The following is a 24,815-nucleotide window of genomic DNA, read 5'->3' as shown; positions in this document are numbered from 1 at the left end:
AGACGGCCGGAGATCATCGTCTCCGGCCGTCCGGCAATATAGCGGATGCCGGAACGGTTCCGGCCGCAATGTCCGTTGTCACGCTGTTACAAATAAGAGTGAATATCCACTCCGTAATGATGGCCCGTTTGCTCCAGATCGCGGAAGACAGCCGGCGACAAGGCGATGCCTTCGGCCAACTGCCGCTTCATTTTCAACGTCTCGATCTCACCCGGCATATACACCCGGTCAAATCCTTTGGCCGGCTTGCTGTTGACGGTTTCGTCGATCTTCTCTTGAATTCGGCTGCCGAATTCCTCCACATCCATAAAGGCGCCGACCTTGATTACGCCGAAAAAGTGGCCGATCCGCTGCGGCTCCGGATCCTCGTACATGCGGGGAACGCGCTTGCCGAACAAAGCGCCGGTCAGAACCCCGGATAAAATGTCGACCATAATGGCCAGTCCCGAGCCTTTGGAGCCCATCGGCAGCAGGAAGCCTTCCAGCGCTGCGATCGGGTCCGTCGTCGGCTCGCCGTCCTTCGTTACAGCCCAGCCTTCCGGAATCGCTTGGCCCTTTGTTTTGGCCAATATGATTTTTCCTCTGGCGACGTTGCTGGTAGCCATATCGAGCACTACCGGGTCTTTGCCTTCACCGGCCGGTACGGCGATGGACAGCGGGTTGGTGCCCAAGGACGGTTCGTTGGAGCCGAACGGAACCATCATTGCCGAGCTGTTCGTCATCGCAATGCCGATACAGCCTTCCGCCGCCGCCATCCGCGTATAATAGGAGCAGGTGCCAAAGTGATTCGAATTGTTCACGCCCACGAACGCCGTACCGTAAGCCTTCGCCTTCTCAATTGCCGTCTACATCGCCTTGACGGAGACAACCTGCCCCCAGCCGTTGCCGGCATCGTACATCGCTGTTGTCGGGGTTTCGGAAAGAAGCGTTATGTTCGTCCTTCTCTCGATGAGACCCTGCTCCATTCGTTTCAAATAGCCGGGTACGCGGGAAGCGCCGTGGGATTCAACCCCCAGCAAATCGGAATCGATCAGATTGTCGGCGATAATAACGGCCTCCTCTTCAGGAAGCGATTTGGCAAATACGGCTGCGCAAAATTCCTTTAATGATTGTGCCCGGATGACGAAGTTACTCATGACCTCTCACCTCTACGATTGGAATAAATGCCGGTTGACACAATACAAGGGCTGTTCGTTGCGCAGAACGCGCACAATTTCTTCCGCTGCGCCGACAGCCATAGCAATCAGAGCATCTTCGGTGTGGGCCGACATATGGGGAGTGACGATTACATTATCCAGCTCCCACAGCGGATGGCGGCCGATCGGCGGTTCGTGCTCGAACACATCCAAGCCCGCCGCGGCCAGCTTTCCTTCCTTCAGCAGCTCATACAGCGCCTGCTCATCTACCAGGCCGCCCCTGGCGCAATTGATCAGAAGCGCTCCCGGCTTCATGAGCGACAGCGCCCTCCGGTCGATCAGATTGTGAAACTGCGGCACGTACGGGACATGCAGCGATACGATATCCGACTCCGCCATCAGCGCGTCGAACGAATCCGACATGCGGACATAGCCGAGACCCGAACCGTCCTCGAGAAACGGGTCGTAAGCGATGACGTTCATTTCCATGCCGAGCGCACATTTGCGCGCCACCCTTTTGCCGATATTGCCGAGACCGATAATGCCCAGCGTTTTGCCTAGCAGCTCGGTGCCTATGTACCGATTTCTCGCGTCGAAATCGCCCTGGCGCAAAGCACGGTCGCCTTTCAGCATGTGATGGGACAAAGCGATCATCATGCCGACAGCATGCTCGGCCACCGAATTGGAATTGGCGTGCGGCGTGTTGCATACAAAAATGCCGCGCTCGGCCGCAGCCTTCTGATCGATTTGATCGATACCCGCCCCGTGACGGGCGACGACCTTGCAGTTGGGAGCGCTTTCGATCAGCGTTCTGTCAATCGCAGCCGTACGGACAAGAATCGCATCCGCTTCACGGGCAAGCGGCAGAACCGTCTCCCGATCCAGCCGATCGGGTATCGTAATGCGGCAATTCGCTTGCCGCAGCACTTCCAATCCTTCGGAATGAATATGCTGCATGACCAAGATGTTGAAAGGTTTCATCGTTTGCCTCTTTTCTCGATCCCTTATTGATATTTTCGTATATAATCCGCCGTAAACTGCTCGATAACCGTGTCGCCGCCGCTTTTTCGCCATCGCTCCAGCTCCGCCTGCCAGCCGGCATCGTCGATATTGCCCAAAATGTAGTTGGTTTGGGCGCTGCGGATCATTTCATCGAGCTCCTCGCCTTTGTCGATATAATGTTGGGAAGTCAGCGTGAGCGCCGCATTCGGGACGATATACCGCATATTATCGGCAGCAATCGTCCAGCCTTTGTTCTGCAGCCCGTTCAGCTTCAACTTTCCGGTAAATAATGCCGCCAGGTCCATACTGCCTGATTGGTCGTACCCCTCCTTCTTATTTGGCCAACATGTTACAGACTTGTCTGATTACGCGCAATAGTACTGATTCAACCAATCTGCAGGGGATAGCCGTTAAACCTGAGTCTGGCATGGTTTTCGACAATGATCCGCATTGACGGCCCAGAACCGCTTTCGTACTGTTTTAACCGGGCAAACCGCAAGTCGATTCCATTTCCCGTCGCCATCCAAGCCGCGCAAAATTAATGATGGAAGGAAGCCGCCGTTTCCGATACAATGAGAAAGGCAGCGGCCCATTTTTTCCCGAATAGGAATTAAGGTGACATAATGAGAGCGGAGTACAAGGTACTCAGGGACAACATCCGGAACAATTTGTTGAACGGTATTTTCTGGTCCATCGGATTTAATTTCGTCACGCCGTTTATCGGCGTGCTCGCTTCGCGTCTCGGAGCCACCAACAGCGACTACGCCATGCTCTCTTCAGTACCTGCGCTGTTGACCATTTTGTTGACCCTTCCTGCGGCGATGGTGATTACCCGGTTCCGCAGGCAAAAACGAATTGTCGGCGGTTTGATTTTGCTATGCCGCTTTTTTTATTTTTTGTTAATCTTCGTTCCGTATTTAACCGCTTCTCCGATAACAGCGCTTATTTTGCTGGTCGGCTTGTACAACGCTTTCAATTCCGTCATCGCCGTGGCGTGGCAATCGATGATAGGGGAATTGATTCCCGCCGCCTATCGCAACCGCGTATTGGCCAAACGGAATATATGGACCGGCTTGTGCGGGATGATCATAGCGTTTGTCGCCGGCTGGAGCATCGATCGTTTTCCGTACCCGTACGGGTATCAGCTTGCTTTTTCGATCGGCTTTGCCGCTGCTGTTGTGGAAACATGGTATTTTATGAAGCTGCGCATTCCGAGCGAGGAGCCGGAGGCGACGGTTGGGCCAAAGAAGCACCGGCCCGAAGCCGGCAAGGAACGGGACGAACGTCCGCAAAGCGACGCTGCCGCAGTCCATTGGCTGGAAAAATATCAATTAAACCACGGCAGAGCTTATTACCTGTTTAGCGCAAGCGCCATCATCTTCATTTTTTCGTGGCAGGCGGTTTGGCCTGTTTATACGAAAATCAAAGTCGACACTTTGCAGGCAACCAACACGATGATCAGCATCGATACGATTGTCGGTGCGATCGGCATGCTGATCGGCTTCCAATTATGGGCCCGCTTCGCAGACCGCAAAGGGACCGGCTGGGCGTTATTCGGCTCTGCGTTTACGCTTGCGGTCACTCCCTATTTCTGGCTGTATATCCCCGGCATGAGCTGGGCGTACCTGTACGATTTTATCGGCGGCATCGCAACGGCTGGCTTCCAGCAGGCCGTCTTCAACCGGCTGCTGGAAATCGTCGCGAGTCGTGGGCGTCAGCGGGCGATCGCCATTTACACGACGCTGACGCAGGTGTCGGCGATTTTTGCACCGATAGTCGGCATGCAGCTGTACTCCGGCGTATCGTATGAAGTCTTCATGAGCATACTCGGTACGGCACGAGTCACAGGCTCCTTGTGCTTTCTCGCCATTTTGTCCCCGGCGCTTGTCAAATGGGCAGCCGGCCGCAGGACTGAAACGGTTCCTGGGTCTGTCGGAGCGGCGGATGAAGGCATGGACAACGGCGCAGGTACCGGCGAACGGAGCGGAACAGACGGCGGAAGCTCCGTCATCGATACGGACGGCGCAGCAGGCGGCGATATGGGCAGCAGCCCGGCGCGGAACGCCGTTAAGAGAGATCGCGGCCATACGCTGTGAACGGACACCAACAATCCGACAGGTCCGCGCTCGATACACGCTGCTGCTGTACACGCGGTTGTCGGACCCCGTGCAGTCGTCGGCAAGGACAGCCCGATACAAAGGACGTCGCCGGTTTTAATCGACTTTTGCCCCGAACGAGCGTAAAAACGCAACAGCCTGAACCGCATCCATCCGCACGCCTTTCACATTGACGGGTTTCAAATCGACGCCCTCCAGCACCGCTCCCCGCAGGTCGGCGCCCTGCAGCTTCACCTGGCCCAGCTGGGTCCGGGTCAAATCCGCGTCTCTTAAGTCCGCTTTCTCCATATTGCAGCCATGCAAATCGGCCTCATACAGCCTTACTCCCCGCAAATCCTGCTTGGCCAAATTCATATTCCGCAAATTCGTATACGACCAGTCGCCCCGGCGAATCGTGACCCCTTCCATTTGCGCCAGCGAGAAGTCCGAGCCCGTCATTTTACATTCGGTGAAAGACGCCACGAACAGATTGGCGCCGTAAAAGCGGCAGTTCAAAAACGCGGATTCGGCATGCGCCGAAGCATTCAGCGATGCGCCTTGAAAATCGCATTCGATAAACCGGCAGCTGATGGTGTTAATCTCCTGCAATATCGCACTTTTAAAGCTGCAGCGCGTAAACGTACAGCGGATAAGCTCGCCGTCTCTTTGATCGGCCCCGCTGAAATCGTGGCTTTCGTATGTTTGGTCGATATATTGGTACATCTGGGATCACCTTAGACTTTTTTCAACCAGTATACCATGACGTCTGCGCAAGAGGCATCAACATGTATCGCATGCCGACGGACTGTGCTAAGATGAAAGCCAAGCGCGATTACGCATAAACCTGCAGCATTGCCCGCAAGGATGCCGGCCCGCTCGCTGCATCGTCCGAAGGAGGAGAAACGACAATGACATTAAAGCAGGAACTGCAATGGATTTTTTTCGATCTGGGGGAAACGCTGATTGATGAATCGGCGGCTATATTGGAAAGCATCCGTCAATTTGCCGTGGAATCGGCAGCGCTCGGATATGCGTTTCATCCGGATGAGGTAGTTAGAGGACTTGAGGATGCCTATCGCGCATTTGCCGAATTTCCGATGGGCGATTATATGGAGCGGCATGTTGCTTCCGTCGACCACCGACGGATCATAAAACAAAATATGCGATACCGAAAAGATATGGAGCGGCCGTTTCCCGCCGCCCTCCCTCTCGTCCGCGAGCTGTCCGGTCTGTACCGGATCGGAATCATCGCCAATCAAGGTCCGGGAACCACTGACCGGCTGAAGGCTTATGGGTTCGCGGAATATATTACGGTATGCTGCGAATCGGCCGAGGCCGGGTTCGCCAAGCCGAACCCGCAGCTGTTCCAGCTGGCGCTGGAGCAGGCGTCGTGCCTGCCCCGGCACGCCGTTATGATAGGCGACAGGATCGACAACGATATCATCCCCGCGAAGCGGCTTGGCATGAAAGCCGTCTATGTGCGCCAGGGACTTGCCAGGTATCAGCCGATTCCCAAAGGAGCCGATGCTCCCGATGCCGTATTGGATAAAATAGAAGACATTCGTTCCCTGCTCATGCGCTGAACGGCTAATGTATAATCCTTGCGTACACGTTAAGACGGAATAGATGCGGGTATCAACATTTAGAGGTTTACCCATTGACAGGAAAAGCCTGCCGATGCTATATTTTATAGTAGAGTATCCCGCTGGGTATTATATGCATTCACAACCGGACAACCGGAGACCGCCCCCCCAGGGCTGCGTTTCCGGTTTTTCGCGTTGCATGAACAAAAAGAATCTTTAGAAAAGGAGAAATTGCGAATGAATTCGACGATACGTCAACTGCAGCAGCACCGCTCCATCCGCAAGTATAAGCCCGATCCGTTAAGCGGCGAGCAGGTCAGAGCCATCATCGAATCGGCGCAAAAGGCTTCAACCTCCAGCAACATGCAGGCCTACAGCGTTGTCGGAGTGACCGGAGCGGAGGCGAAGCGGCAGCTGGCTCATCTGGCGGCCGATCAGCAGTTTATCGAGGAATGCCCGTTGTTCCTTATCTGGTGCGCTGATTTGCTGCGGCTACAACATGCGTGCGCCCCTGTCGAGGAGGTGCGCATACCGGCAACGACCGAAATTTTTATTATTGCGACGGTCGATGCCGCGCTGGCCGCGCAAAATGCCGCCGTTGCCGCGGAATCGCTCGGGCTCGGCGTCGTATTTGTCGGCGGCATCCGCAACCATCCGAAGGAGGTGTCGGAGGTGATCGGACTGCCGAAGTTTGTCTATCCGGTGTTCGGCATGTGCGTAGGCTACCCTGATCAGGAGCCGACACAACGGCCAAGGCTGCCGCTGGAAACCGTCTACCACCGGGAAACGTACTCAACGGATTCGTATGCGCAAGGGATCGAGGCGTACAACCGCTCGCTCGCCGAATTTATGCGCACCCGCGCAGGAGGTACACGGGAATCCGATTGGTCCAGGGAAATGGCCAAACGGTTAAACTCGCGCCAGCGGACCCATATGAAAAGCTTCTTATTCGAGCAGGGCTTTGAGCTTCAATAACGCGAACGGAGGCCGACAATTGACCGATCTGCTTATTATTGGCGCCGGACCTTACGGGATTTCATTGGCTGCCCATGCGAAAGCCCATTGCCTGACCTATACGCTGCTCGGTTATCCGATGCATTTCTGGAAGCATCAGATGCCGCAGAATATGTTCATCCGCACCCACCCGGATTCGGTCTATTTATCCGATCCTCATGAAAGCTTCACCCTCCTGCGGTTTGCCGCCGAAAGCGGAATTGATCTGCCGGTTCCGCTGCCCCGCCCGCTGTTCGTCGATTACGCGACATGGTTCGCGGCCCGAACCGGCGTGCGTTTCACGCCCGAGCATGTGCTGCAGCTGAGCCGGACCGCTGACGGCTACGAAGCCGTCACGGAGGGAGGGGGCGTCTATACCGCGCGTCATGCAGTGATCGCGACCGGCCTGCAGCACTATTCGTACATACCGGACACGTACGACGGCCTGCCGCCAGGCCTCGTTTCCCATACATTCGCCCTAACGGACTTCCGTCCGTTTGCCGGGAAACAAGTTGCCGTGATCGGCAGCGGCCAAAGCGCATGGGAAGCCGCGGCGCTGCTCCATATGGCTGGAAGCGATGCGGAGCTGATATACCGGCGCGACGCCGCCAATTACAGGGAAGGCCAATCGGGCAGCGAGCTCATCCAATTGGGCGAGACGTTTTTCGATTTGCCGCTGGAGCAGAAACGGGAAAAACAGGTGCAGCCTCCCGGCAGCGCCGCCGCGTTCCTGCGTCCGTATGTGGAGGGCAAAATCCGCGAAACGGGCAATGCAGTTGTCCAAAAAGCGGAAGCCGTCGACGGCGGCAAGCTGCGGCTTGAGCTGTCCAACGGGGAGACGCGGCTGTTCGACCATCTCGTCAGCGCGTCCGGCTATCGGATCGATATCGGGCGCGTTCCGTTTCTGGAGCAGCGGCTGCTGGAGCTGCTGGAGCGCGAGGATGACGGAAACGGCCGGTATCCGAAGCTGGATGCACACTTTATGAGCAGCCTCCCCGGTCTGTACATCGCCGGCCCGCTCGCCTCATACAGCCACGGCCCGGCCTTTCGCTTTATCGCCGGAGTGCGGAAAGCTTGCCGCAGCATTATCCCGCGCATCGTCCGGAGCATGGCGCATGCGCGAAGCGGCAGCTCATAATAAGATGTGCGACATAATGAAGAACGCTGCCTTGGGGAATACGCTGGCGGCGTTCTTTTTTGCCGATTGACGGTTTTAGCCCTCTACTGCCGCATATTGATTTTCAAGCGTCATTTACATACATACAGTATGTATGTTAAACTGGATATATCCAAAGCTAAGGAAGTGATAGTATGAAATTATCCAGTTTTTATCCGGTCATTTTGACCGAACGGGTTGCCGAAAGCTCCGCGTTTTACACGGACTATTTCGGGTTTGAGAAGGTGTATGAAGCCGATTGGTACGTGAGTCTGCGATTAGCCGGAGGAAATACTCCGTTCGAGCTGGCTCTGCTGAATGCGGCTCATCCTACCGTACCTGCAGCTTACCGCAAGCCGGCGCAAGGCTTGATCCTCAATTTTGAGGTGGACGATGCGAACGCGGAGTATGCCAGGCTCATTGCGGACAACCAGCTTCCTCTGGAGCAGGATATCCGCGACGAGGAGTTCGGGCAGCGGCATTTTATAACTCGCGATCCTAACGGCGTCCTCATTGACGTCATTCAAATCATTCCGCCTTCCGAAGCGGAGAGCACCCAATACGTGGAGAACATTTGGTCGGGAGCCCAAGCGGGCGAGCCGGCACCTGGCATCGGAACTGCCGGAAAGAATCGGGATTGAAACGTAAAATCAGATAGGAGCCAAGCCGCATCATGAGGAGAAAGAAGGAAGATACGAACGAAACGATCCGCAAGCTGATCGACGTCGCGAGAAATTATTTTACAGCGCAAGGTTATGCCGATACGGCGTTGGAGGATATCGTGCATGAGGCCAAGCTGACGCGCGGGGCCGTCTACCATCATTTCGGAAGCAAGAGAGGCATTTTTCAAGCGGTACTGGAATCCGTCCAAAAGGAGGTCGGGGAACGGGTTGAAGCCGAGGCATCCCGAAGCGACGATGCTTGGGAGCAGCTGCTGCTTGGATGCCGCGCATTTGTAGCAGCGGCCGTCGAGCCCCGAAACAAGCGAATTTTGCTCATCGACGGTCCTGCGGTGTTAGGCTGGGAAGCCTGGCGCATGATGGATGAGCAAAATTCGATGCGGCACCTGCGCGAGCAGCTTCACATGATGCAGCGGCAAGGATATGTGAAGCCGGTATCCGTCGATGCGCTGACTCATTTGCTTTCGGGCGCTCTGAACGAAGCCGTACTCTGGATGGCGCAGCTGCCGGATGAAAAACAATCGTTGGAGGAAATCATGCCAGTTATTTCCCTTTTATTGGAAGGATTCAAGCTTCCGCGCATGACGATTTGATCGGGTGGATGCGGAAAGAAGTCCGCATCTCCTTCAATCGGTTAAAAGGACGGTTCGGCTCCCGCTGCCGTCCAATTGGTGCCGCGAACGTGTTCCGGACGCGCCAATCCCAAATGGCCTCGCAGCGTCTCCGCCTCGTAGGCGGTGCGAAACAAGCCCCGGTTTTGCAGCTCGGGCACCACTTTGTCGACGAAAATGTCCAGCCCGCCAGGGAAAACAGGCGGCATCAGATTAAACCCGTCGGCAACGCGTTCGATAAACCAGCGTTCGATCACATCCGCCAGCTGGAGCGGCGTTCCCGTGAACGTCAGATGTCCGCGCGCTCCGGCCAGATGGACGATCAGCTCCCGGAAGGTCGGCCGTTCCCGCTGAATCAAATCGAGCAGCAGCTGATGGCGGCCTTTCATCCCGTTAATGGTTTCAATGCCGCGCGCTCCGTCGACAGGCACGCGGCTATCCAGCGAATAGCCCGTAAAGTCGACGCCCAGCCGGTCGGAGAGACGCTGAATCGCCCCGGAAACATCGGTCAACGCAAACAGCTCGTCTTCGAGCTCTTTTGCTTCGGCCTCCGTCCCGGCAATGATCGGGCTGAGCCCCGGCAGTACCTGGAGCTGGTCGGGGGTGCGGCCATACCGGGCCAGCCGTGACTTGACGTCGGCGTAGAATGATTGCGCCTCCTCAATCGACGGCTGCGCCGTGAAGATCACCTCCGCCGTCTTCGCCGCCAGCTCTTTTCCGCTATCCGAGGAGCCGGCCTGCACCAGCACCGGATAGCCTTGGGGAGGGCGCGGAATATTAAGCGGACCCCGGACGGCATGAAATTTTCCTTTGAAATGAATTTCATGCACCTTGCCGGCATCAAACTGCCGTCCCGATTGCTTATCGAGCAGCAGCGCATCGTCCTCCCAGCTGTCCCACAGCTGCTTGACGACTTCCACGAACTCCTCCGCGGTCTCATACCGCAGCGCATGATCCGGGTGGTTCGCTTTCCCGAAATTATAAGCGTCGTTGCCGCCTGCTCCCGTTACGATGTTCCAGCCGGCACGGCCGCCGCTTATATGATCTAGCGAGGCGAATTGGCGGGCGATATGAAAGGGCTCGTTGTAAGTCGTATTGACCGTCGCAATCAAGCCGATATGGCGCGTCGCCATCGCCAGAGCCGACAGCAGCGTGAACGGCTCCACCCGCCGCCAGGTGCCGGAATAATTGTCCGAAATAAACAGCGAATCGAACAAGCCCCGCTCCGCCGTCTGAGCCAGCTCCCGGTAAAAGCCGACCTCCAGCGTGCGCTCCGGCTGCGCCTGCGGATGCCGCCATGCCGCTTCATGATGGCCGGTATTGCGCAGAAACAGGTTGATATGGATCTTGCGCTCCCGCTCCGGACGTTCCCGGTAAGACGATATTGAACTCATGCTTTTCCACCTCATTTTCGATCATAATTTAAGGCTGTCGGTTAAATGTCCGTTATTTGTTTTTTTGCAGCCGTTCGACCTCTTTATCCACGCTTTCCGACGCTTTGCGGATCGCCGTATTGACGTCCGTGCCGGTTGCGATGCTTTTGGCGGCTTCGGTTACGTACTTCTGGACGTCAAGCTCGAACTGATGGAAGTTATGCTCCTGCAGCGGCTCGCCGACGAAGACGTTCTGCACTTTTTTGCCTTTCAGCACCGGAATGTCGGCTCCATACTCCTTTTCCAGCTCTTTATTGATAATTGCGGGCACCCGGCCGTTGCGGGCCAAAATCCGCTGCACCTCCTCGGACAAAATTTGCGCGATCGCCAAAAAGGCTTCGTCCTTATGCTTGCTTTTGTTGGAAACCGAAAGCGTGTGAACCTGCGCCTCCCTCGTTTGGCCCAGATGATCGCTGAAGGTCGGAATCGGCGCGATGTCCCAATTCACCTCAAGTCCCTGCTGACGCAGCTCCTCCAACGGGCCGACCATATTGGCCAGCCAAGTCGGCCGCATCGCCAAATTGCGGTCTTTCATAAATTCGTCGCGACCGTACACATATTTGTTATCTTTGCCGAGATAACCGGGAATTTCATAGTTCTGTTTGGCGATTGCAAACACGCGCACCCAATCCGGCGAATTCAGGAACGATTTTCCCGTCTTCGAATCGATAATGGGCAGCGCCAAATTTTTGGCGATTCCGATCGGGCCTTCGGCATCGATACCGATATAATTGACGCCGTTTTCTGTCTTCGTCAGCAGCCGTCCCAGCTCAAGAGCCTGCTCCCACGTCATCTGCTGGTCGGATGGATACGGAACGCCGAATTTATCGAAAATATCTTTGTTGTAATACAAAATATGTTGGTTGGAATTGAACGGAATTGCGAATATTTCGCCCTTGCCCGAAAGCCCCTTGGCGTAATTGTATAAAAACGGCTTGATCCGGCTTTCGTCGAATTTATACTTTTGGATCAGCTCGCGCAAATCCTGGTACACGCCGATGCTGAGCAGCTTCGTATGCGTGGTCGAGCTGGAATAAATCAAATCCGGATTGGCTCCGGAGGAGAAAAAGTCCTCGGGCGTCGTCCCTGTCGGCGGTTCGATCCGCTCGATCGTAATATTCGGATACTTTTTGTTGACGGGATCGGCGATAAACGTTTTAAATTCCGTATTCGTCAAGGTGCCGCTGCTCGTGTAAAACTGCAGCTTGACCGGATCTTTCGAGCCGGCTGCCGCTTCTCCGGCAGGATTGCCTGCAGCGGATGGGGACGATACGTCGTTTTTGCCCGTGCAGCCCGCAAGCGCAATAAAAACCAAAACCAACAAAGCTGATAACCATTTTCTCATTTCAATCATACACCGCCTGTTATAAAGTAGCTTTTCTGTAAAACAATCGACTAACCTGACTCTCCCCCCGCTACTCGACCAATCCGGTCCTTTCGATTCCTTCGACGAACCACCGCTGGGCAATCGCGTACACGACGAGCACCGGCAAAATGATCAGGAAGGACGCGGCCATTTTGACCGGCTCGGCAAATATGCTCGTGCCCCCCTGTGCGGAATCAGCATTCAACGAAGCTGCCAGCTTCGCCAAGCTGATCGAGAGCGGGACCTCCTTCGCGCCCGACATGTACATCGACGGCAGGTAGAAATCGTTCCAGTTCCAAACGAACGAAAACAAAAAGACGACGATAATCGCAGACCTGGATATCGGCAGCATCACCTTAAAGAAAAAGCGAAACGCGTTCGCGCCGTCCATCCTCGCCGCCTCCTCCAGCTCCTTGGGCAAGGTGGAAAAAAACTGCCGGAATATAATGACGAACAGCGCGCCCTTCAGCCCATGCCCGAAGATGGCCGGCACAATCATCGGCAGGACGGTATTGGCCCAGCCGAGCTGCTTGAACATAATGATCGACGGCAAAATCGTCAGCTGCGGCGGCAAAATAAATGTGAATACAAGCGCGGCGAACCACAGCTTTTTGAACGAAAATTCCAGCCTGGCGAAAGCATATCCGGCAATCGCGCAGGAAATGATTTGCAATACCGTCACCGACAATGAAATCGTCAGGCTGTATACGAAGCCGGAGTTGTACTTGAGCAGCTTGAACGCTTCCTCCAGATGTCCCGTATAAATCGAACGCGGGACCCAGATCACGGACGGATCCAGCATATTCGAAGCGTCCTTGATCATCGTTCCGGCCATATACAAAATCGGTTTGATATAAATGAACGCCGTATCGACAAGGATCAAGTACATGAACAACCGGAACAGAAATCCTTGATCCGCTTCCTTCCCGATCCAGAAATGCTTGGCGGAGACGAGCCGGTCATCGGCGGTTTTCCGATACGGCCGGCTGCGGCTCCTGACTGCGCGAACGATGCGCTCCATGGCGACTGCCTCCTCGTCATATGTCGTCCTGTTATGTTGCCCTGCAATGTCATGCTGTATATCGTTCTGTTTGTCATACTGTTTGTCATACTGTTTGTCGTTCTGTTTGTCGTTCTGTTTGTCGTTCTGTTTGTCGTTCTGTTTGTCGTTCTGTTTGTCGTTCTGTTTGTCGTTCTGTTTGTCGTTACGTATCGTCATGCGTCAGCTTACCGTTTCCCGCCCAACGCTTTATCCAGCCGGCCGAACACAAGCAGCACCGCCCCGATAAAAACGAGCACAATGATAAAATAAATCCACGCCAGCGCGCTTGACAGCCCATAGTTGGCTGTGGTCACTTTGCTGATGATCGGATTGGACGGAAACGTAAACAGGTCGACGACCGTGAAAATCGTATTCAGAAAAATAAACGGTGCGAGCCCGGGCAGCGTAATTTTCCAAAAGGTGTGCCAAGGGTCGGCGCCGTCGATTCGCGCGGCCTCGTAGACCGATGACGCAATCGTCTGGCGGCCGGCCAAAAAGATTAAAATCTGTACGCCGGAATACCACAGCACGATCACGAACGAGCTGATCACATGATTGATCGGCTCGGCCCAGGAGGCGGGCACATACTCCATTATGAAGTAGCTGATATGGAGCGATTCCACGAAGGCCAGCTGCCCTTCCCCCTGCTGAATGAACTCCATCATAATCTGCCCCGAGGAAAAGATGACCGGCAGGAAAAAGATGATCCGGAACAGCGTCCTCCCCCAAAAGCGTTGATTGAGCAGGATCGCGACCATCAGCGAAAACAGGATAATGACCGGGATCATGACGGCCGCCTCGCGCAAAAACGGAATAAGGCTGTCGTACAGCAGCCCGCCGTCCGAAAACAAAATTTCGCGGTAATAGTCCACGCCGTTCGGCACCGTTTCAATTCCGCCGACCGTTACCTTCACCCGGTGAAAGCTCATGTAGAGCGAGAAGCCGAGCGGAAACGCGACGAAGGCGAAAAACCCGAATATCCACGGAGCTATAAACAGCGTGCCTTCCCATTTACGCAGTGCGGCCGCCTGCAGTCTGATGCGGCTCACGGCTTCAAGCCTCCCTTCACCACGATGAAATCTTGCGCCGGTACCCGGACCCGGCCGTCCGAATAGTCCTGCTCATTGTAATTGACAATGACCGTCTGGCCGCCTTCGTACGCCGTCTCCATCACGTTCGGGGCCAAGGCGCGGTGGCCGGTAATAAATTTGTCCTGAACGGCGCCGAGCGCTTCGTTAAACCGTTTGTATTCCTCGGCCGCCTTCTCCAGCCAATCGCGGTAATCCATACTGTAATACCAGATGGAGTAAGCGCCTTTCATGCTGCCGGAGGAAGCGCTCGTAAACACATAAGCGGGATAAGCTCCATACTCGATGCTGCGCAAAAACTCGTTGCGGTACTGCTCGCGCAAGTTCGACCATTCAGACGTATAGGTGACCAGTCCGTGAAGCACAATTTGCGCAAACGGAATCGGCTCGTCGACGAAAATATCGTAGGAGTACGTGTCCGCCAACCGGTGAATGTGGTCAACCTGATCCAATGCGTACAGGTTGGCGTTTTCCACATTGACGCCGCCGAGCGCCTCCTTCGTCTGCTTCAGAATGCCGCGCTGGCTTTGCAGCGCCTCGCTGCGGCTTGCCGAATAGCGGCTGTTGAAATCGCTGTTCAAATATTGTCCGATCCCTTCGTTGTAATAAACGCCGTCGGCCCCGAGCTCCTTGTACATTTTCAGGTCGCCGTCGGCCAGCCGGGCTGCGAACTTGGGACTGACCAGCGTCGTCATTTCCCGGTTCGCCGGATTTTCAAACTCCAGCACCGTGCCGGACAAATCCCGCATGCCGTCGAACATCGGCCAAAACCCGTCGCGCCCGTTGCTGTTCAGCGTATAATTGGCGGTCAAGTAAACGGGAATACGCTCCGAATGCGCATAGTCGATAAACCGTTTCATCCCTTCGTTGCCGCCGAGCCGGGAATCGACCGGGAACAAGCCGCCGTACGAGCTGTAGCCGCCGTCCTGCCATCCGGCATACTGCACCGTCAGATTGCCGATGCCGTGCGCAAGCAGCCCTTTGACGATGTCCGCCGCTTCGGTCGTCGTCGTCCCCGTTATGTATTTGTCCCAGAGCAGCCCCTTTTTAATATCCGCCCCGATAATATCCGCATAAAACGGCACGTCGCCGGATTTCGGACGCAGCGGCTTCAAGCCTTTCTCCTTGATTAAATAAGTCCGGTATTTATCGGCCATAGCGGCGTAATCGCTGCGGCCCGGCTCCAGCAAATAATAACGGGTTACCCGTTCGGGCACGGTAAACCGGTCTTTGCTGTAGGTGAAAAAGCCGGTTTGCGTTTTTTTGCCGGTCGCCTGAAAATATTTCGTCCGGTACTGCCATTCCGGAGTGACCCAGTAATATTGCCCGAAAGCTCCGCCCGGCGCGGCGAACAGCTTGCCGTACTCCTCGCCGGAAACCATCACGCCGACAAAAGCTCGCGACCCCGCTTTCATTCCGAACACGGGAAGCCGGAGCGGATTGCGGGCCGTCTTCTCGTTGAAGAAGGCGCTGTCCGCACCGTACACGCTGGCACGGTAGAACGACTTGTCGTTCGTCAGGTTCGGCTTGAACCGGATCAGCGCGCCGGAGCCGTCCGGCACGACGACATAGCCTTCTTCCTGTTCCTTGTAGGCTGCGGAACCGAAGAGCGGATACAGCTTCACATTCAGCAGACTCAGCTTGCCCTCTTTAATCTCCCGGTCATATATGACCGTTTCCACGCTGTCCTCCTTCATCCTGACCTCCACCGGAATTTTGAACTGCGTGCCGGTAAAGTGGAAGGTCGCCCTGAAGCCGCCGGCCGTCAGCTGGAATGATTCCAGTGCGCCCCGATCCTCCAGCCAGCTGATCGTCTTCGCTTGCGATTTGGAATTCGAGGCATCGATATACTCCGCCATGATCGGAGACATCAGGTTGTTCCGCCAATTGCCGGTGATCGTCTCCTTAGGCCACTGCTCGGGGTCGGGATACGAACGCCATGTTTGCCCGCTCTGCTTGTGCTCCACCTTGAAGTGGGCGGTTTTGTCGTCCACCCACAGCTTTAACGCCGCGGATTCCGCAGCCGGGCGGAATCCCGCCTCGTCCGGCAGCGCCAGCCTCGGCGCTGCGCTTGCCGCCGCAGCCGGCTGCGGCTGTGCCGTCCCTGCTGCGGTCGCAGCCTCGGGAGGCGGCGGCTGTGCCGCCCCTGCGCCGGCTGCGGCCCCGGCCGCCTGAGCTGCCGAAGGGGCCCCTGCAGCCGCAGCAGCGGTCGGCGGATCGGCCGCATACAGCGGCCGGTCGCCCGGCGCCCGCAGCAGGTACAATCCGGCGGCAAGCGCCACCGCCGTGACGGCGGCGGAAGTAACCCATACGCGGTTTCGGCTCATCGGATCGTCACCTCCTGGAACACCGCATAGACGAAATCCGTCAATTCCTTCGTAAGTCCGATCGTAATGAAGACCAGGACGCCGCATACCGCCATCGTCAATGCGGATAGCGCGACATTGACCGTCGTCTCGCCGACGCTGTAGTTTTGCATGCTTTGCACCTTCCAGAAGAGCAGCAGGCCGATCCACAGGAACAGACCGACATGCATAAAGTTGAAAATCGCGCTTTCGTTTAAAGTCATTACATTGGAAATGACCGTTAGCGGCAGCCCGATCAGCACCAGCGGGAACAGCGCATAGCAGCTTCCGTAGACGACATCGCGGAATCTGCCTTCCCCGCGGTATATAGTGCTGATCAAATAGTTGGATACAACCCATACGAGCCAAATCACGAGAAATTGAACAACAACGACAAGCAGGTTTATTTCAAGAAACACATCCGGATTATAAATGAAGCTGATTCCCGCCCGCATCACGCAATAGGAGGCAAGCGCCAGCACAAAGAGGATCAGGCTGCTGGCGAAGCTGCCCTTCCGCTCGTACCTGAGCGCGCCGAATCCGTCGATCGGATGTTTCAGAATCGTAAACGCGTGCCTTAGCTGCCGTACAAGCCCATACTCGCCGCGCTGTTCCTTCCAGCTTCGCCATTCGGCCCGCCAACCTGCTCTGCGGCTCCATGACCGCAGTACAAACAGCAATAGCAGTGCGATCAAAATCGCATTCATCAGCATGCCGAAGTTTTTTTGAAACCAGAACAGCCGGTTTTGCCAGAATGCGTCCGAATATCCCTGAGCATGGCCGGCCTCCGCGAACAGCCTTTGCGCTCTTGGATAGTCGCCTTTTTTATAAGCGGCTTTGGCAAGTCCCGCAATGGCAGGCGTGTAATAGGCGTTCAACCGGTTTACCTCGGCCCAGGGCGCCTCGCTCTCCTCATATTTGCCCTCCTGCGTCAAATGATTCGCCTTATGCACAAGCGCGCCGAATTCGGAAAGGCGGAACGACTGCACGAGATTGTTTTCGCCGTCCAGAATAAACAGTTCATTCTTCGAATTGTTGGCGATCGCGGTCGGCGTTTTGACCATGCCGAGCTTCGTTGTGACCGTACTGTCGTCGCCCCACCAGAAAAACAGCAAATTGCCGCTGCTGTCGTATTGGTTGACGACCTTGTGCTTGGCGTCAATCGCGGTCATATTGCCGTCGCGGTCGACCGTCAAATCCGTTAAAACCGGCACGGAGCGGTTAAAATTGGAAAACGCGATTTCGCCGAAGACCGTCTTTTCCCCGGGCTTCGCAAATTCGCCCTTGCCGCCGAGCTGATCCAGCCCGGCAATATTCAGCTTCTTGATCTGCTGCGTCTCCACATCGCTCGATACGGTGTAGATCAAGCCGTCCTGATCCGTCGCCACGCTGGCGATTGATCCGGGAAGCTTGCTGATTTCCCTCTGGTACATCTCCCTGGAGTAGATGAATCTTTTGAACATGTCGATGACTGAGAAGCTCGTCGCATTCGCCCCGAAGAAGCCTTGGAAATTGCCTTCCGGATCGAGCTGCAGCAGGCCCTGATAGCCGCCGAGCGAGGCGATGTACAGAAATCCCCTTTTGTCCACAACAAGCTTTACCGGATCAAACTTGAACGACGCGGATAAAAACTTCGATTCGGGACGCTTGTATTCGCGCACCAGCTTTCCATCCTTATTTAACCGGACAATCCGTTTATTTCCCGTATCGGCGATGTAAATATGCCCATTCGTATCGACAAACAGCCCCTGCGGCTTGTTCAGCGGGCTTTCCTTGACTTCCAGTATGCGAACGAGCTCCCCCCGTTCATTCAGGTGGACAATCCGGTTGTTGCCGGTATCGGCAATATACAGCTGGTCATTGCTGTCGATGAACAAATCCTGCGGCTGCTTGAGCGGCGAATGGAGCGGCTGCCCGGGCTTTTTGGGATCGTCGATATATAGCTCACGCGCCCATGCCCCCGCAGGGTTATAAGCCGGCTGCGTCCAAACGAGCTGCTCGTAGCCGTCTTTGTAATTCGTATTGTAAGGCGTGTAGGCATGCGCCGCTTCAGGCCGGATCAGCACCGGCCCGAGCAGGACCGTCACAACGACCGCAAGAAGCCGCTTCAATAAACGTGGACGCAATAGCAACAAGGCTCCTCCTTTCCGCGGCCGCTCGTTATTTAATCCCCGAGTGGGCCATCGTCGCGATCACTTTCCCTTGAAGAAACAAAAAAATAAGCAAGTTCGGGACGAACATAATAAGCGCAGCAGCGGCCGCCGCCCCTTGACGGGCCACGATATTCGCTTGATTATTCGTCAGCGTCGTCAAAAAGAACGGGAAGTTTTTCATCTCGTCATCCTGCATGAACAACGAGGATGTCTCGACGTTTCCCCACGAGCTCTGGAACGTCAAGATCGCAACCGTGGCAACGGCCGGCATGCATACCGGAATGACCACCCGCAAAAAGATGAGAAACTCGCCGGCGCCGTCGATTTTGGCGGCCTCCAGCAGCTCGTTCGGGAGCTGGTCGATAAATTGCTTGAGCAAAAATACCCCGACCGGCATTGCCAAGAGCGGCAAAATATGCCCCCAATACGTATTCATAATGCCCAAATGGCTGACAGCCAAATATCGCGGAATTTGCATCACCTCGGGTGCGAACATCAGCGTCAAAATAATAACGGCAAACACGAGCTTATGCCCCGGAAATTTATGCTTGGAGATCGGATAGGCGCACATGGCGCTCACTAGAGTGACGCCGATCACCGCAATAACGGCGATAACGATGCTATTGAACAAGTACCGGGACAGCGGCACCGTCAGATTGGAAGCGACAACGAACAGCTCCGTGAAATTTTGCAGCGTCGGCTCTCTCACGATAAAGTTCGGCGGATAGACGAACAGCTCGTGATACGGCTTGAACGCATGATTCACGATGTAGACGATCGGGAGCAGCATAAACACCGCCAGCACGGACAGAAGCGCGATAAGCACGATCTGAAAGCCGTCCACCCGCTTCAGCCTGGTCCTCCTTTTCCAGCCGGAGAAAGACTTGAAAGGCTTGTGAAGCACATCGATCCGTCTCATCCTTCATCCTCCCTGGTTCCGAACAATCCCCAGCTCAGCTTGTTACATGCATACATCAATATGAGCAAAAATACGGAAATCGCCGAGGCGTATCCCATCTCGAACCGGATGAAGCCGTAATCGTCGATATGATTAATGATCAGGTGGCCCGCGTATTCGGGTGTCGGATGCACACCGGACAGCTCCTCGCCGATCGCTCCCGCTTTGAATGTGGACACGATCGCCATCACCGCGCCAAACAGCATTTGCGGTTTCATCGACGGAATCGTAATGTACCAGATTTCCTGCAGTCTGCTGCCGATTCCGTCCAGCCTGCCCGCTTCATACAGCTCTTTATTGACGTTTAAAATGCCGGCCAGCATCGCCAGAAATCCGACACCCATGCTGGACCACAGCGTCACGACGATCATCGAATTCATTAAATAGTCTTTATCGGTCACCCACAGCTTGGGCACATCAATGATTCCGAGCTGCAGCAGCACGCTGTTCAAATAGCCGATCCGGTCGCCGGTCAGCATCGGCAGCCAGACGATCGACATGGCAATGCCTACCGTCAACGACGGCGTGTACATCGCCAGCGCGAACCATCTGCGCAGGACGTCGGGCAGCTGGGTTATTAGCCAGGCCAAAACAAATGCGGCGACATAGCCGCCCGGACCTACCAGCAGCGCAAACTTGAACGTATTCGGCAGCGCGTGCTTCAGGAACAGCAGATCCTGCGACAGCAAATACTGAAAGTTTTGCCAACCGATAAATCTCGGCGGCTGAATCGCGTTAAAATAAGTAAAGCTCAAGCCTATGGCGGCCAGCACCGGGATGAGGATAAAAGCGACAAAGCAGAGCATGAACGGCGCGATAAACAAATAGGAAAGACGATACGCCCATATGTCCGCAAGCAGGCTTTTGCCCCGCGCACGCACAGCTTTTTCCGCAGCCGCTTCCGGCGCAGGGCGGACGGCCGGATTCGCGATTTTACTTAACATATGCATCGACTCCTTCCCACGGCGTATCGATAACCGGCAAATCCAACGTTTTTACCGTACGGCCGTCTTGATCCACGTAACCGAACTCCTGCTGCTTGCGCCTCAGCTCCCGGTCGATATCGAGCACCGCCGTCTCCAGCGAAGAACGGAAATTGACGCCGTCAACAACCGTCCTCAGCCACGCGTTTTTCAGCTCCCGCTCGAGAAAATAACCGCCGGGCAAGTTAGGAATATCTTTGTACCAGCGCCACTGCTTCAAAATGACCTGAGCATCCTCCTGCTTCCACGGAAGCTTCACGAACGCATCGGCGATAGATGTGTTCCAGCGAAACGCCACGCCGTTCACCGCTTCGATATCGTTGCCGTAGCGTGCCTGCACCTCGGCGGAAGTCCACCATTTTATGAACGTCCAGGCTTGATCCTGCTTTTTCGACTTTGCAAAAATAACGCCGGTCCGCTGGCCGCCGCCGGCCCAGCGCTCGATCGTGCCGTCCGGCTGCCGGACGCCGGGAATTTCGGCTATTCCCCAACGACCGTTCAGCTCAGGCGCTGCAGCGGCCAGCTGCACGTACATGTTATAGTCGGAGACGCCGACCGGCATCGTGCCTCTGCGGAAATGCTGGTAAAAGCTCGGCACTTCCTTTTCCACCGCGTAAATGTTGAACAAATCCGTCCACTGCTTGAAGGCTTTGAAGCCCTGCGGCGTGCTGAGCGCGGTCGACAGGCCGTCGGCGCTGTAAAAGTCCGACTGATTTTGATAAAAGAACGGCGTGTAATCTTTCGAATTCGAATAAAAATTGAGCGAGTGCTGCTGCAGCGTCGGCAGCATCGCATTTACGTCATCCCATGTTTCCGGAACTTCCAAATGTAGCTGCCGCAAAATATCTTTCCGGTAAAAAAGCACCTGAAACGATTGCGTCTCCGGAATCGCGTAATACCCTTTGTTATAGTAAAGCGGGAGCCACGAGCCCGGACTGAACCGCCGGTACAGCTCCTGAAAATCGGGGAACTGCGACAAATCCGCCACGCTGCCGCGGATTGCGTAATCGACGGGCAAATCCTGAGTCAGGCCAAGCGCCACATCCGGCTGAATGCCAGCCGCATTCGACATGACCAGCAGCTGCGCGGTCGGCAGCAAATTGACTTTGACCTTAATGCCCGTATCCGGAGTAAACCATTCGTCGGCCAGCTGCTGCAGCTGGTCCACATAATCCCTTCCGCGCTGCACCCACACATTCAGCACGCGCTCGTCCAGCCGGCTCAATTGATTCCGGGATTGAAACGAGTAGAAAAAATTCGCGACCGTCCCGGCAATTCCGGACAGCCATGAAGCTTCCATCGAAGGAAACGGCTGCTCCACGGGAGCGATGTAAATTTCATCCAGCTGCAGCGGCTGCTGCAGCAGCGTTTCGATGAAGCTGCTTATTTTTTCATTCATCAATGTGATCTGATCGGTATAGTAGGGAATATCGTCGAGCTTCTCCAGCAATTTGCGGATATCCTGGGCTGACGTGTCCAGGCCTTGGCTGACATTGTCCTTATCCCCGTTCACGCTCTGCAGCTGCGCCGACAAGTCCGCCAGCCGCCTGGCCGCCAGATCGAGGCGCTCAGGCAGATCAGGCAGATCCTGAGCGATCTTGTACGTCCGGTTCCGGTCCACGATGCCGCCGGTCAGCGACCGTAGATCCTGCTCGATCGAGCGCAGCTGTGCGGACACGTCGTCAATGCCGATCAGCACCGGCTTGACCGGCGCATGGGTAACGGCCATCGACAGCGTATGCCGTCCTTTATCCAGCTGAAGCTCATACGGCTTGCGGTCGCCATCCTGCAGCGTCCTCCCCTTCCAATCCGAATGATAAGGAAACCGGTAGGCAAGAAATTCGCGGAACGGAACTTGGCCGTCCAGCTTGATCGTGCGAAACGACGATTTTTGCGAATATTGATTTTGCAGCGCTCGCATCGCCAGCTTGTATGTGCCCGTCTCGGGAACCTCAAAGCTCCAGGTGATCTCCTGATTCTGATACACCCACCTCCGTCCGCCGACGGTATTGTAGGTGATGTAGCCTTTGGCCGCCGGAACGGTGCGAGCGTCCGTATCGGAAAACAATTTGATGGATGTATCGTTCTTATATTCCATCTCTTCGGCCTGAAGCGTTATTGCCTTCGCCTGCACGGGAGCCGATTTGGCGTAGGCCGCCCGCACATCCGTATAAGACTTGAGCTTTTGCGGCGGAACGAGCCGGATTTCGTCGAGCGCGACCGGCTCGACGCCGCTAAGCCTAAGCGTATGCATCCCTTCGCCGAGGTTCCATTTTAACGGTTCCGCATAGGCGCCTTCCGAGTCGATGAATGGCTTGGTCTGCCATTCCCGGGCTTCGAAGGAACGCGGACGCACTTCATCGCCGTCCTCATTTTTCAAAATCGGGCGCGCGTCCTTCCATTTCCGGTATAAGCTGATCGAGGAAGCTTCACGAAACGGATGGCGGCCGTCCAGCGTCACATCCCATACGATTGCATTTCCGACCCCGTTTCCTTCAAGCGGACGGTATGTAACATGAATCTCATACAAGCCGGCGGCCGGTACCCGGAAGGTGTATTCGACCCATTGGGTCTTCGTTCCTTTCCACTGCAGCACATGCGGCTTGCCCTCAAAGCCGCCGCTTGCGAACGAGCCGCCCGTTGAGTAAGCCGACGGCTCTGCGGCCGGAATAAGGATCCCGGATTCGGCGTCCTTGATCCCCTGCTTCTGCCAGTCCTCGATCAGGCCGGCGTAATAAGGCTCCGCTCCGCCGACGTTGCTTGCCGTATCCGCCGGCCCGGAAGCGTCAGGCTGAGGCGGCTTGCTTGCCTCCGCAGCGCTTGCCTTCCCGATCAGCCCGGTCCAGCCTGGCGAGCTTTGTCGCGAACCGGGCTGCCCCGGTTCGACGGTCTGTCCGGTCCGCCCGGGCTGCACGGATTGAACGGATTGAACCGTCAAACCGGGCAGCAGCTCCGCCAATATAAGCACAATCGCCAACAACCATACCGGACGGCGAAGCTTTGATTTGAAACGCAATGCGAACACCTCCTCACGATGAAATGCGCTTACTCTGTAAATCTAACGCCGGTGTCCGCATGGAAAAACAATGCCTTGCTCATATCAGGGGCGATTCTCACCTTTTCGTCCTCGGCGTATTGAAAATTCGGATGGACGCGGACGACCAGCAGCCGGTCCTGGCCGATATCGAGATGCAGAAACCGGTCGGCTCCCATTAATTCGCTGAGCTTGTAAACGCCGGTCATGACCGTATCGGAATACAAGCCTTCCAGACTTATATTTTCCGGCCGAATACCCAGCGTGACCGTCCGGTTGACCTGCTTGTGCTTCTCAAGCACCCGGCCGATGTCCTCCGGAATTTCCAGCGAAAATCTTGAAGTCGAAAATTCAAGCCGGCCCGGCACATGTTCGACTATACGTCCTTGCAGGAAATTCATTTGCGGGGAGCCGATAAAACCGGCGACGAACGTATTGCTCGGATAGCGGTAAATCATATCAGGCGTGTCCACCTGCTGAATTTTGCCGTCCTTCATCACGACAATCCGGTCGCCCATCGTCATCGCCTCGACCTGATCATGCGTCACGTATATAAACGTGACTCCCAGCTGCTTGTGCAGCTTTATAATTTCCGTCCGCATCTGGACGCGCAGCTTGGCATCGAGATTGGACAGCGGTTCGTCCATCAGAAACACCTGCGGATTGCGGACGATCGCGCGCCCGAGCGCCACACGCTGCCGCTGGCCGCCGGACAGATGCTTCGGCTTGCGTTCCAGGAACGGCTCGATTTCCAGGACGCGAGCGGCGCGCTTGACGGCCAAATCGATCTCATGCTTCGGCAGCTTGCGAAGCCGCAAGCCGAACGCAATATTTTCGTATACGGTAAGGTTGGGATAAAGCGCATAATTTTGAAAAACCATCGCAATATCACGGTCTTTCGGGGGCAGGTTGTTAACCAGCTTTTCCCCAATATAAATTTCCCCTTCGCTCACATCCTCCAGCCCTGCGATCATTCGCAGCGTCGTCGATTTGCCGCAGCCGGACGGCCCGACAAATACGAGAAATTCCTTATCGCGAATGTCAAGGTGAAAATCATGGACGACCGCATGCTTATCTTTGCCGTACTTTTTATACAGATGATTGATGACGATGCCAGCCACGCCTCTGCCACGCTCCTTTGCCTGATTCGCTGTTC

General features: G+C 55.6%; 19 protein-coding genes and 1 pseudogene. 6 read left to right on the top strand and 14 right to left on the bottom strand.

Features of this window, described 5'->3' with window-relative positions:
• Positions 1-86: 86 nt before the first annotated feature.
• From E1757_RS04340 to E1757_RS04330, 3 genes and pseudogenes are all read right to left on the bottom strand, one after another.
• Positions 87-1,136: pseudogene (locus E1757_RS04340) on the bottom strand (Ldh family oxidoreductase).
• 12 nt (positions 1,137-1,148) lie between these two features.
• Positions 1,149-2,117 (bottom strand): hydroxyacid dehydrogenase, encoded by a 969-nt coding sequence (locus E1757_RS04335; RefSeq protein ID WP_165971948.1) that lies wholly within the window; start codon positions 2,115-2,117, stop codon positions 1,149-1,151.
• Positions 2,118-2,140: 23 nt separating this feature from the next.
• Positions 2,141-2,443, bottom strand: coding sequence for a hypothetical protein (locus E1757_RS04330; protein WP_133225558.1), 303 nt, complete (start codon positions 2,441-2,443; stop codon positions 2,141-2,143).
• 318 nt (positions 2,444-2,761) lie between these two features.
• Between E1757_RS04330 and E1757_RS04325 the strand changes: the two genes are divergently transcribed.
• Positions 2,762-4,234 carry an MFS transporter gene (locus E1757_RS04325; RefSeq protein ID WP_133225557.1) on the top strand — a complete coding sequence of 491 codons (1,473 nt, stop codon included), beginning with the start codon at positions 2,762-2,764 and terminating at the stop codon, positions 4,232-4,234.
• A 117-nt stretch (positions 4,235-4,351) separates the two neighbouring features.
• On the opposite strand, the gene E1757_RS04320 is transcribed toward E1757_RS04325, so the two are convergent.
• Positions 4,352-4,957 (bottom strand): pentapeptide repeat-containing protein, encoded by a 606-nt coding sequence (locus E1757_RS04320; protein WP_133225556.1) that lies wholly within the window; start codon positions 4,955-4,957, stop codon positions 4,352-4,354.
• A gap of 185 nt (positions 4,958-5,142) precedes the next feature.
• Here E1757_RS04320 and E1757_RS04315 point away from each other — a divergent pair, with 185 nt between their 5' ends.
• From E1757_RS04315 to E1757_RS04295, 5 genes are all read left to right on the top strand, one after another.
• A complete protein-coding gene (locus tag E1757_RS04315; protein ID WP_133225555.1) occupies positions 5,143-5,817 on the top strand; it encodes an HAD family hydrolase in 675 nt (224 codons plus the stop codon).
• Between the two features lie 237 nt (positions 5,818-6,054).
• Positions 6,055-6,792, top strand: a complete 738-nt coding sequence (nfsA, locus tag E1757_RS04310) for an oxygen-insensitive NADPH nitroreductase (RefSeq protein ID WP_133225554.1) — start codon at positions 6,055-6,057, stop codon at positions 6,790-6,792.
• Between the two features lie 19 nt (positions 6,793-6,811).
• On the top strand, positions 6,812-7,948 hold the full coding sequence (locus E1757_RS04305) for an NAD(P)-binding domain-containing protein (RefSeq protein WP_165971947.1): 1,137 nt from the start codon (positions 6,812-6,814) through the stop codon (positions 7,946-7,948).
• Positions 7,949-8,121: 173 nt separating this feature from the next.
• Complete coding sequence (locus E1757_RS04300; protein WP_133225552.1) at positions 8,122-8,607, top strand: VOC family protein; 486 nt, start codon at positions 8,122-8,124, stop codon at positions 8,605-8,607.
• Between the two features lie 32 nt (positions 8,608-8,639).
• Complete coding sequence (locus tag E1757_RS04295; protein ID WP_133225551.1) at positions 8,640-9,239, top strand: TetR/AcrR family transcriptional regulator; 600 nt, start codon at positions 8,640-8,642, stop codon at positions 9,237-9,239.
• 41 nt (positions 9,240-9,280) lie between these two features.
• Here the strand turns inward: E1757_RS04295 and E1757_RS04290 are convergent, their stop codons facing one another.
• The 10 genes from E1757_RS04290 to E1757_RS04245 form a co-directional block, all read right to left on the bottom strand.
• Complete coding sequence (locus E1757_RS04290; RefSeq protein WP_133225550.1) at positions 9,281-10,651, bottom strand: LLM class flavin-dependent oxidoreductase; 1,371 nt, start codon at positions 10,649-10,651, stop codon at positions 9,281-9,283.
• 52 nt (positions 10,652-10,703) lie between these two features.
• Entirely contained in the window at positions 10,704-12,035 is a 1,332-nt protein-coding gene (locus tag E1757_RS04285; RefSeq protein WP_133225549.1) for an ABC transporter substrate-binding protein, read from the bottom strand.
• Positions 12,036-12,105: 70 nt separating this feature from the next.
• A complete protein-coding gene (locus E1757_RS04280) occupies positions 12,106-13,275 on the bottom strand; it encodes a carbohydrate ABC transporter permease (protein WP_246079005.1) in 1,170 nt (389 codons plus the stop codon).
• An 8-nt stretch (positions 13,276-13,283) separates the two neighbouring features.
• Positions 13,284-14,147, bottom strand: a complete 864-nt coding sequence (locus E1757_RS04275; RefSeq protein ID WP_133225547.1) for a carbohydrate ABC transporter permease — start codon at positions 14,145-14,147, stop codon at positions 13,284-13,286.
• Positions 14,144-16,513, bottom strand: a complete 2,370-nt coding sequence (locus E1757_RS04270) for a DUF5696 domain-containing protein (protein ID WP_133225546.1) — start codon at positions 16,511-16,513, stop codon at positions 14,144-14,146. Before E1757_RS04270 ends, E1757_RS04275 begins: the two co-directional genes overlap by 4 nt.
• Positions 16,510-18,663, bottom strand: coding sequence for a YIP1 family protein (locus E1757_RS04265; protein WP_246079004.1), 2,154 nt, complete (start codon positions 18,661-18,663; stop codon positions 16,510-16,512). Before E1757_RS04265 ends, E1757_RS04270 begins: the two co-directional genes overlap by 4 nt.
• 28 nt (positions 18,664-18,691) lie before the next feature.
• Positions 18,692-19,603 (bottom strand): carbohydrate ABC transporter permease, encoded by a 912-nt coding sequence (locus E1757_RS04260; RefSeq protein WP_133225545.1) that lies wholly within the window; start codon positions 19,601-19,603, stop codon positions 18,692-18,694.
• Positions 19,600-20,586: a carbohydrate ABC transporter permease gene (locus E1757_RS04255; protein ID WP_133225544.1), complete on the bottom strand. Its 987-nt coding sequence runs from the start codon at positions 20,584-20,586 to the stop codon at positions 19,600-19,602. The genes E1757_RS04260 and E1757_RS04255 overlap by 4 nt, the downstream gene beginning before the upstream one ends.
• Positions 20,576-23,641: an extracellular solute-binding protein gene (locus E1757_RS04250; RefSeq protein ID WP_246079003.1), complete on the bottom strand. Its 3,066-nt coding sequence runs from the start codon at positions 23,639-23,641 to the stop codon at positions 20,576-20,578. Before E1757_RS04250 ends, E1757_RS04255 begins: the two co-directional genes overlap by 11 nt.
• A 29-nt stretch (positions 23,642-23,670) precedes the next feature.
• Complete coding sequence (locus E1757_RS04245) at positions 23,671-24,780, bottom strand: ABC transporter ATP-binding protein (protein WP_133225543.1); 1,110 nt, start codon at positions 24,778-24,780, stop codon at positions 23,671-23,673.
• Positions 24,781-24,815: the final 35 nt, after the last annotated feature.

This window comes from Paenibacillus piri, assembly GCF_004354045.1.
GTDB classification, from domain to species: domain Bacteria; phylum Bacillota; class Bacilli; order Paenibacillales; family NBRC-103111; genus Paenibacillus_S; species Paenibacillus_S piri.
Note: the sequence above shows the minus strand (reverse complement) of the source record. Positions and strands in the feature narration are given on the sequence as shown.

Coding starts and splice junctions, on each gene's coding strand:
- E1757_RS04335 (WP_165971948.1), bottom strand. CDS start 2,117: ATGAAACCTTTCAACATCTTGGTCATGCAGCATATTCATTCCGAAGGA.
- E1757_RS04255 (WP_133225544.1), bottom strand. CDS start 20,586: ATGTTAAGTAAAATCGCGAATCCGGCCGTCCGCCCTGCGCCGGAAGCG.
- E1757_RS04320 (WP_133225556.1), bottom strand. CDS start 4,957: ATGTACCAATATATCGACCAAACATACGAAAGCCACGATTTCAGCGGG.
- E1757_RS04330 (WP_133225558.1), bottom strand. CDS start 2,443: ATGGACCTGGCGGCATTATTTACCGGAAAGTTGAAGCTGAACGGGCTG.
- nfsA (WP_133225554.1), top strand. CDS start 6,055: ATGAATTCGACGATACGTCAACTGCAGCAGCACCGCTCCATCCGCAAG.
- E1757_RS04285 (WP_133225549.1), bottom strand. CDS start 12,035: ATGAGAAAATGGTTATCAGCTTTGTTGGTTTTGGTTTTTATTGCGCTT.
- E1757_RS04270 (WP_133225546.1), bottom strand. CDS start 16,513: ATGAGCCGAAACCGCGTATGGGTTACTTCCGCCGCCGTCACGGCGGTG.
- E1757_RS04300 (WP_133225552.1), top strand. CDS start 8,122: ATGAAATTATCCAGTTTTTATCCGGTCATTTTGACCGAACGGGTTGCC.
- E1757_RS04295 (WP_133225551.1), top strand. CDS start 8,640: ATGAGGAGAAAGAAGGAAGATACGAACGAAACGATCCGCAAGCTGATC.
- E1757_RS04290 (WP_133225550.1), bottom strand. CDS start 10,651: ATGAGTTCAATATCGTCTTACCGGGAACGTCCGGAGCGGGAGCGCAAG.
- E1757_RS04325 (WP_133225557.1), top strand. CDS start 2,762: ATGAGAGCGGAGTACAAGGTACTCAGGGACAACATCCGGAACAATTTG.
- E1757_RS04315 (WP_133225555.1), top strand. CDS start 5,143: ATGACATTAAAGCAGGAACTGCAATGGATTTTTTTCGATCTGGGGGAA.
- E1757_RS04280 (WP_246079005.1), bottom strand. CDS start 13,275: ATGACGATACGTAACGACAAACAGAACGACAAACAGAACGACAAACAG.
- E1757_RS04260 (WP_133225545.1), bottom strand. CDS start 19,603: ATGAGACGGATCGATGTGCTTCACAAGCCTTTCAAGTCTTTCTCCGGC.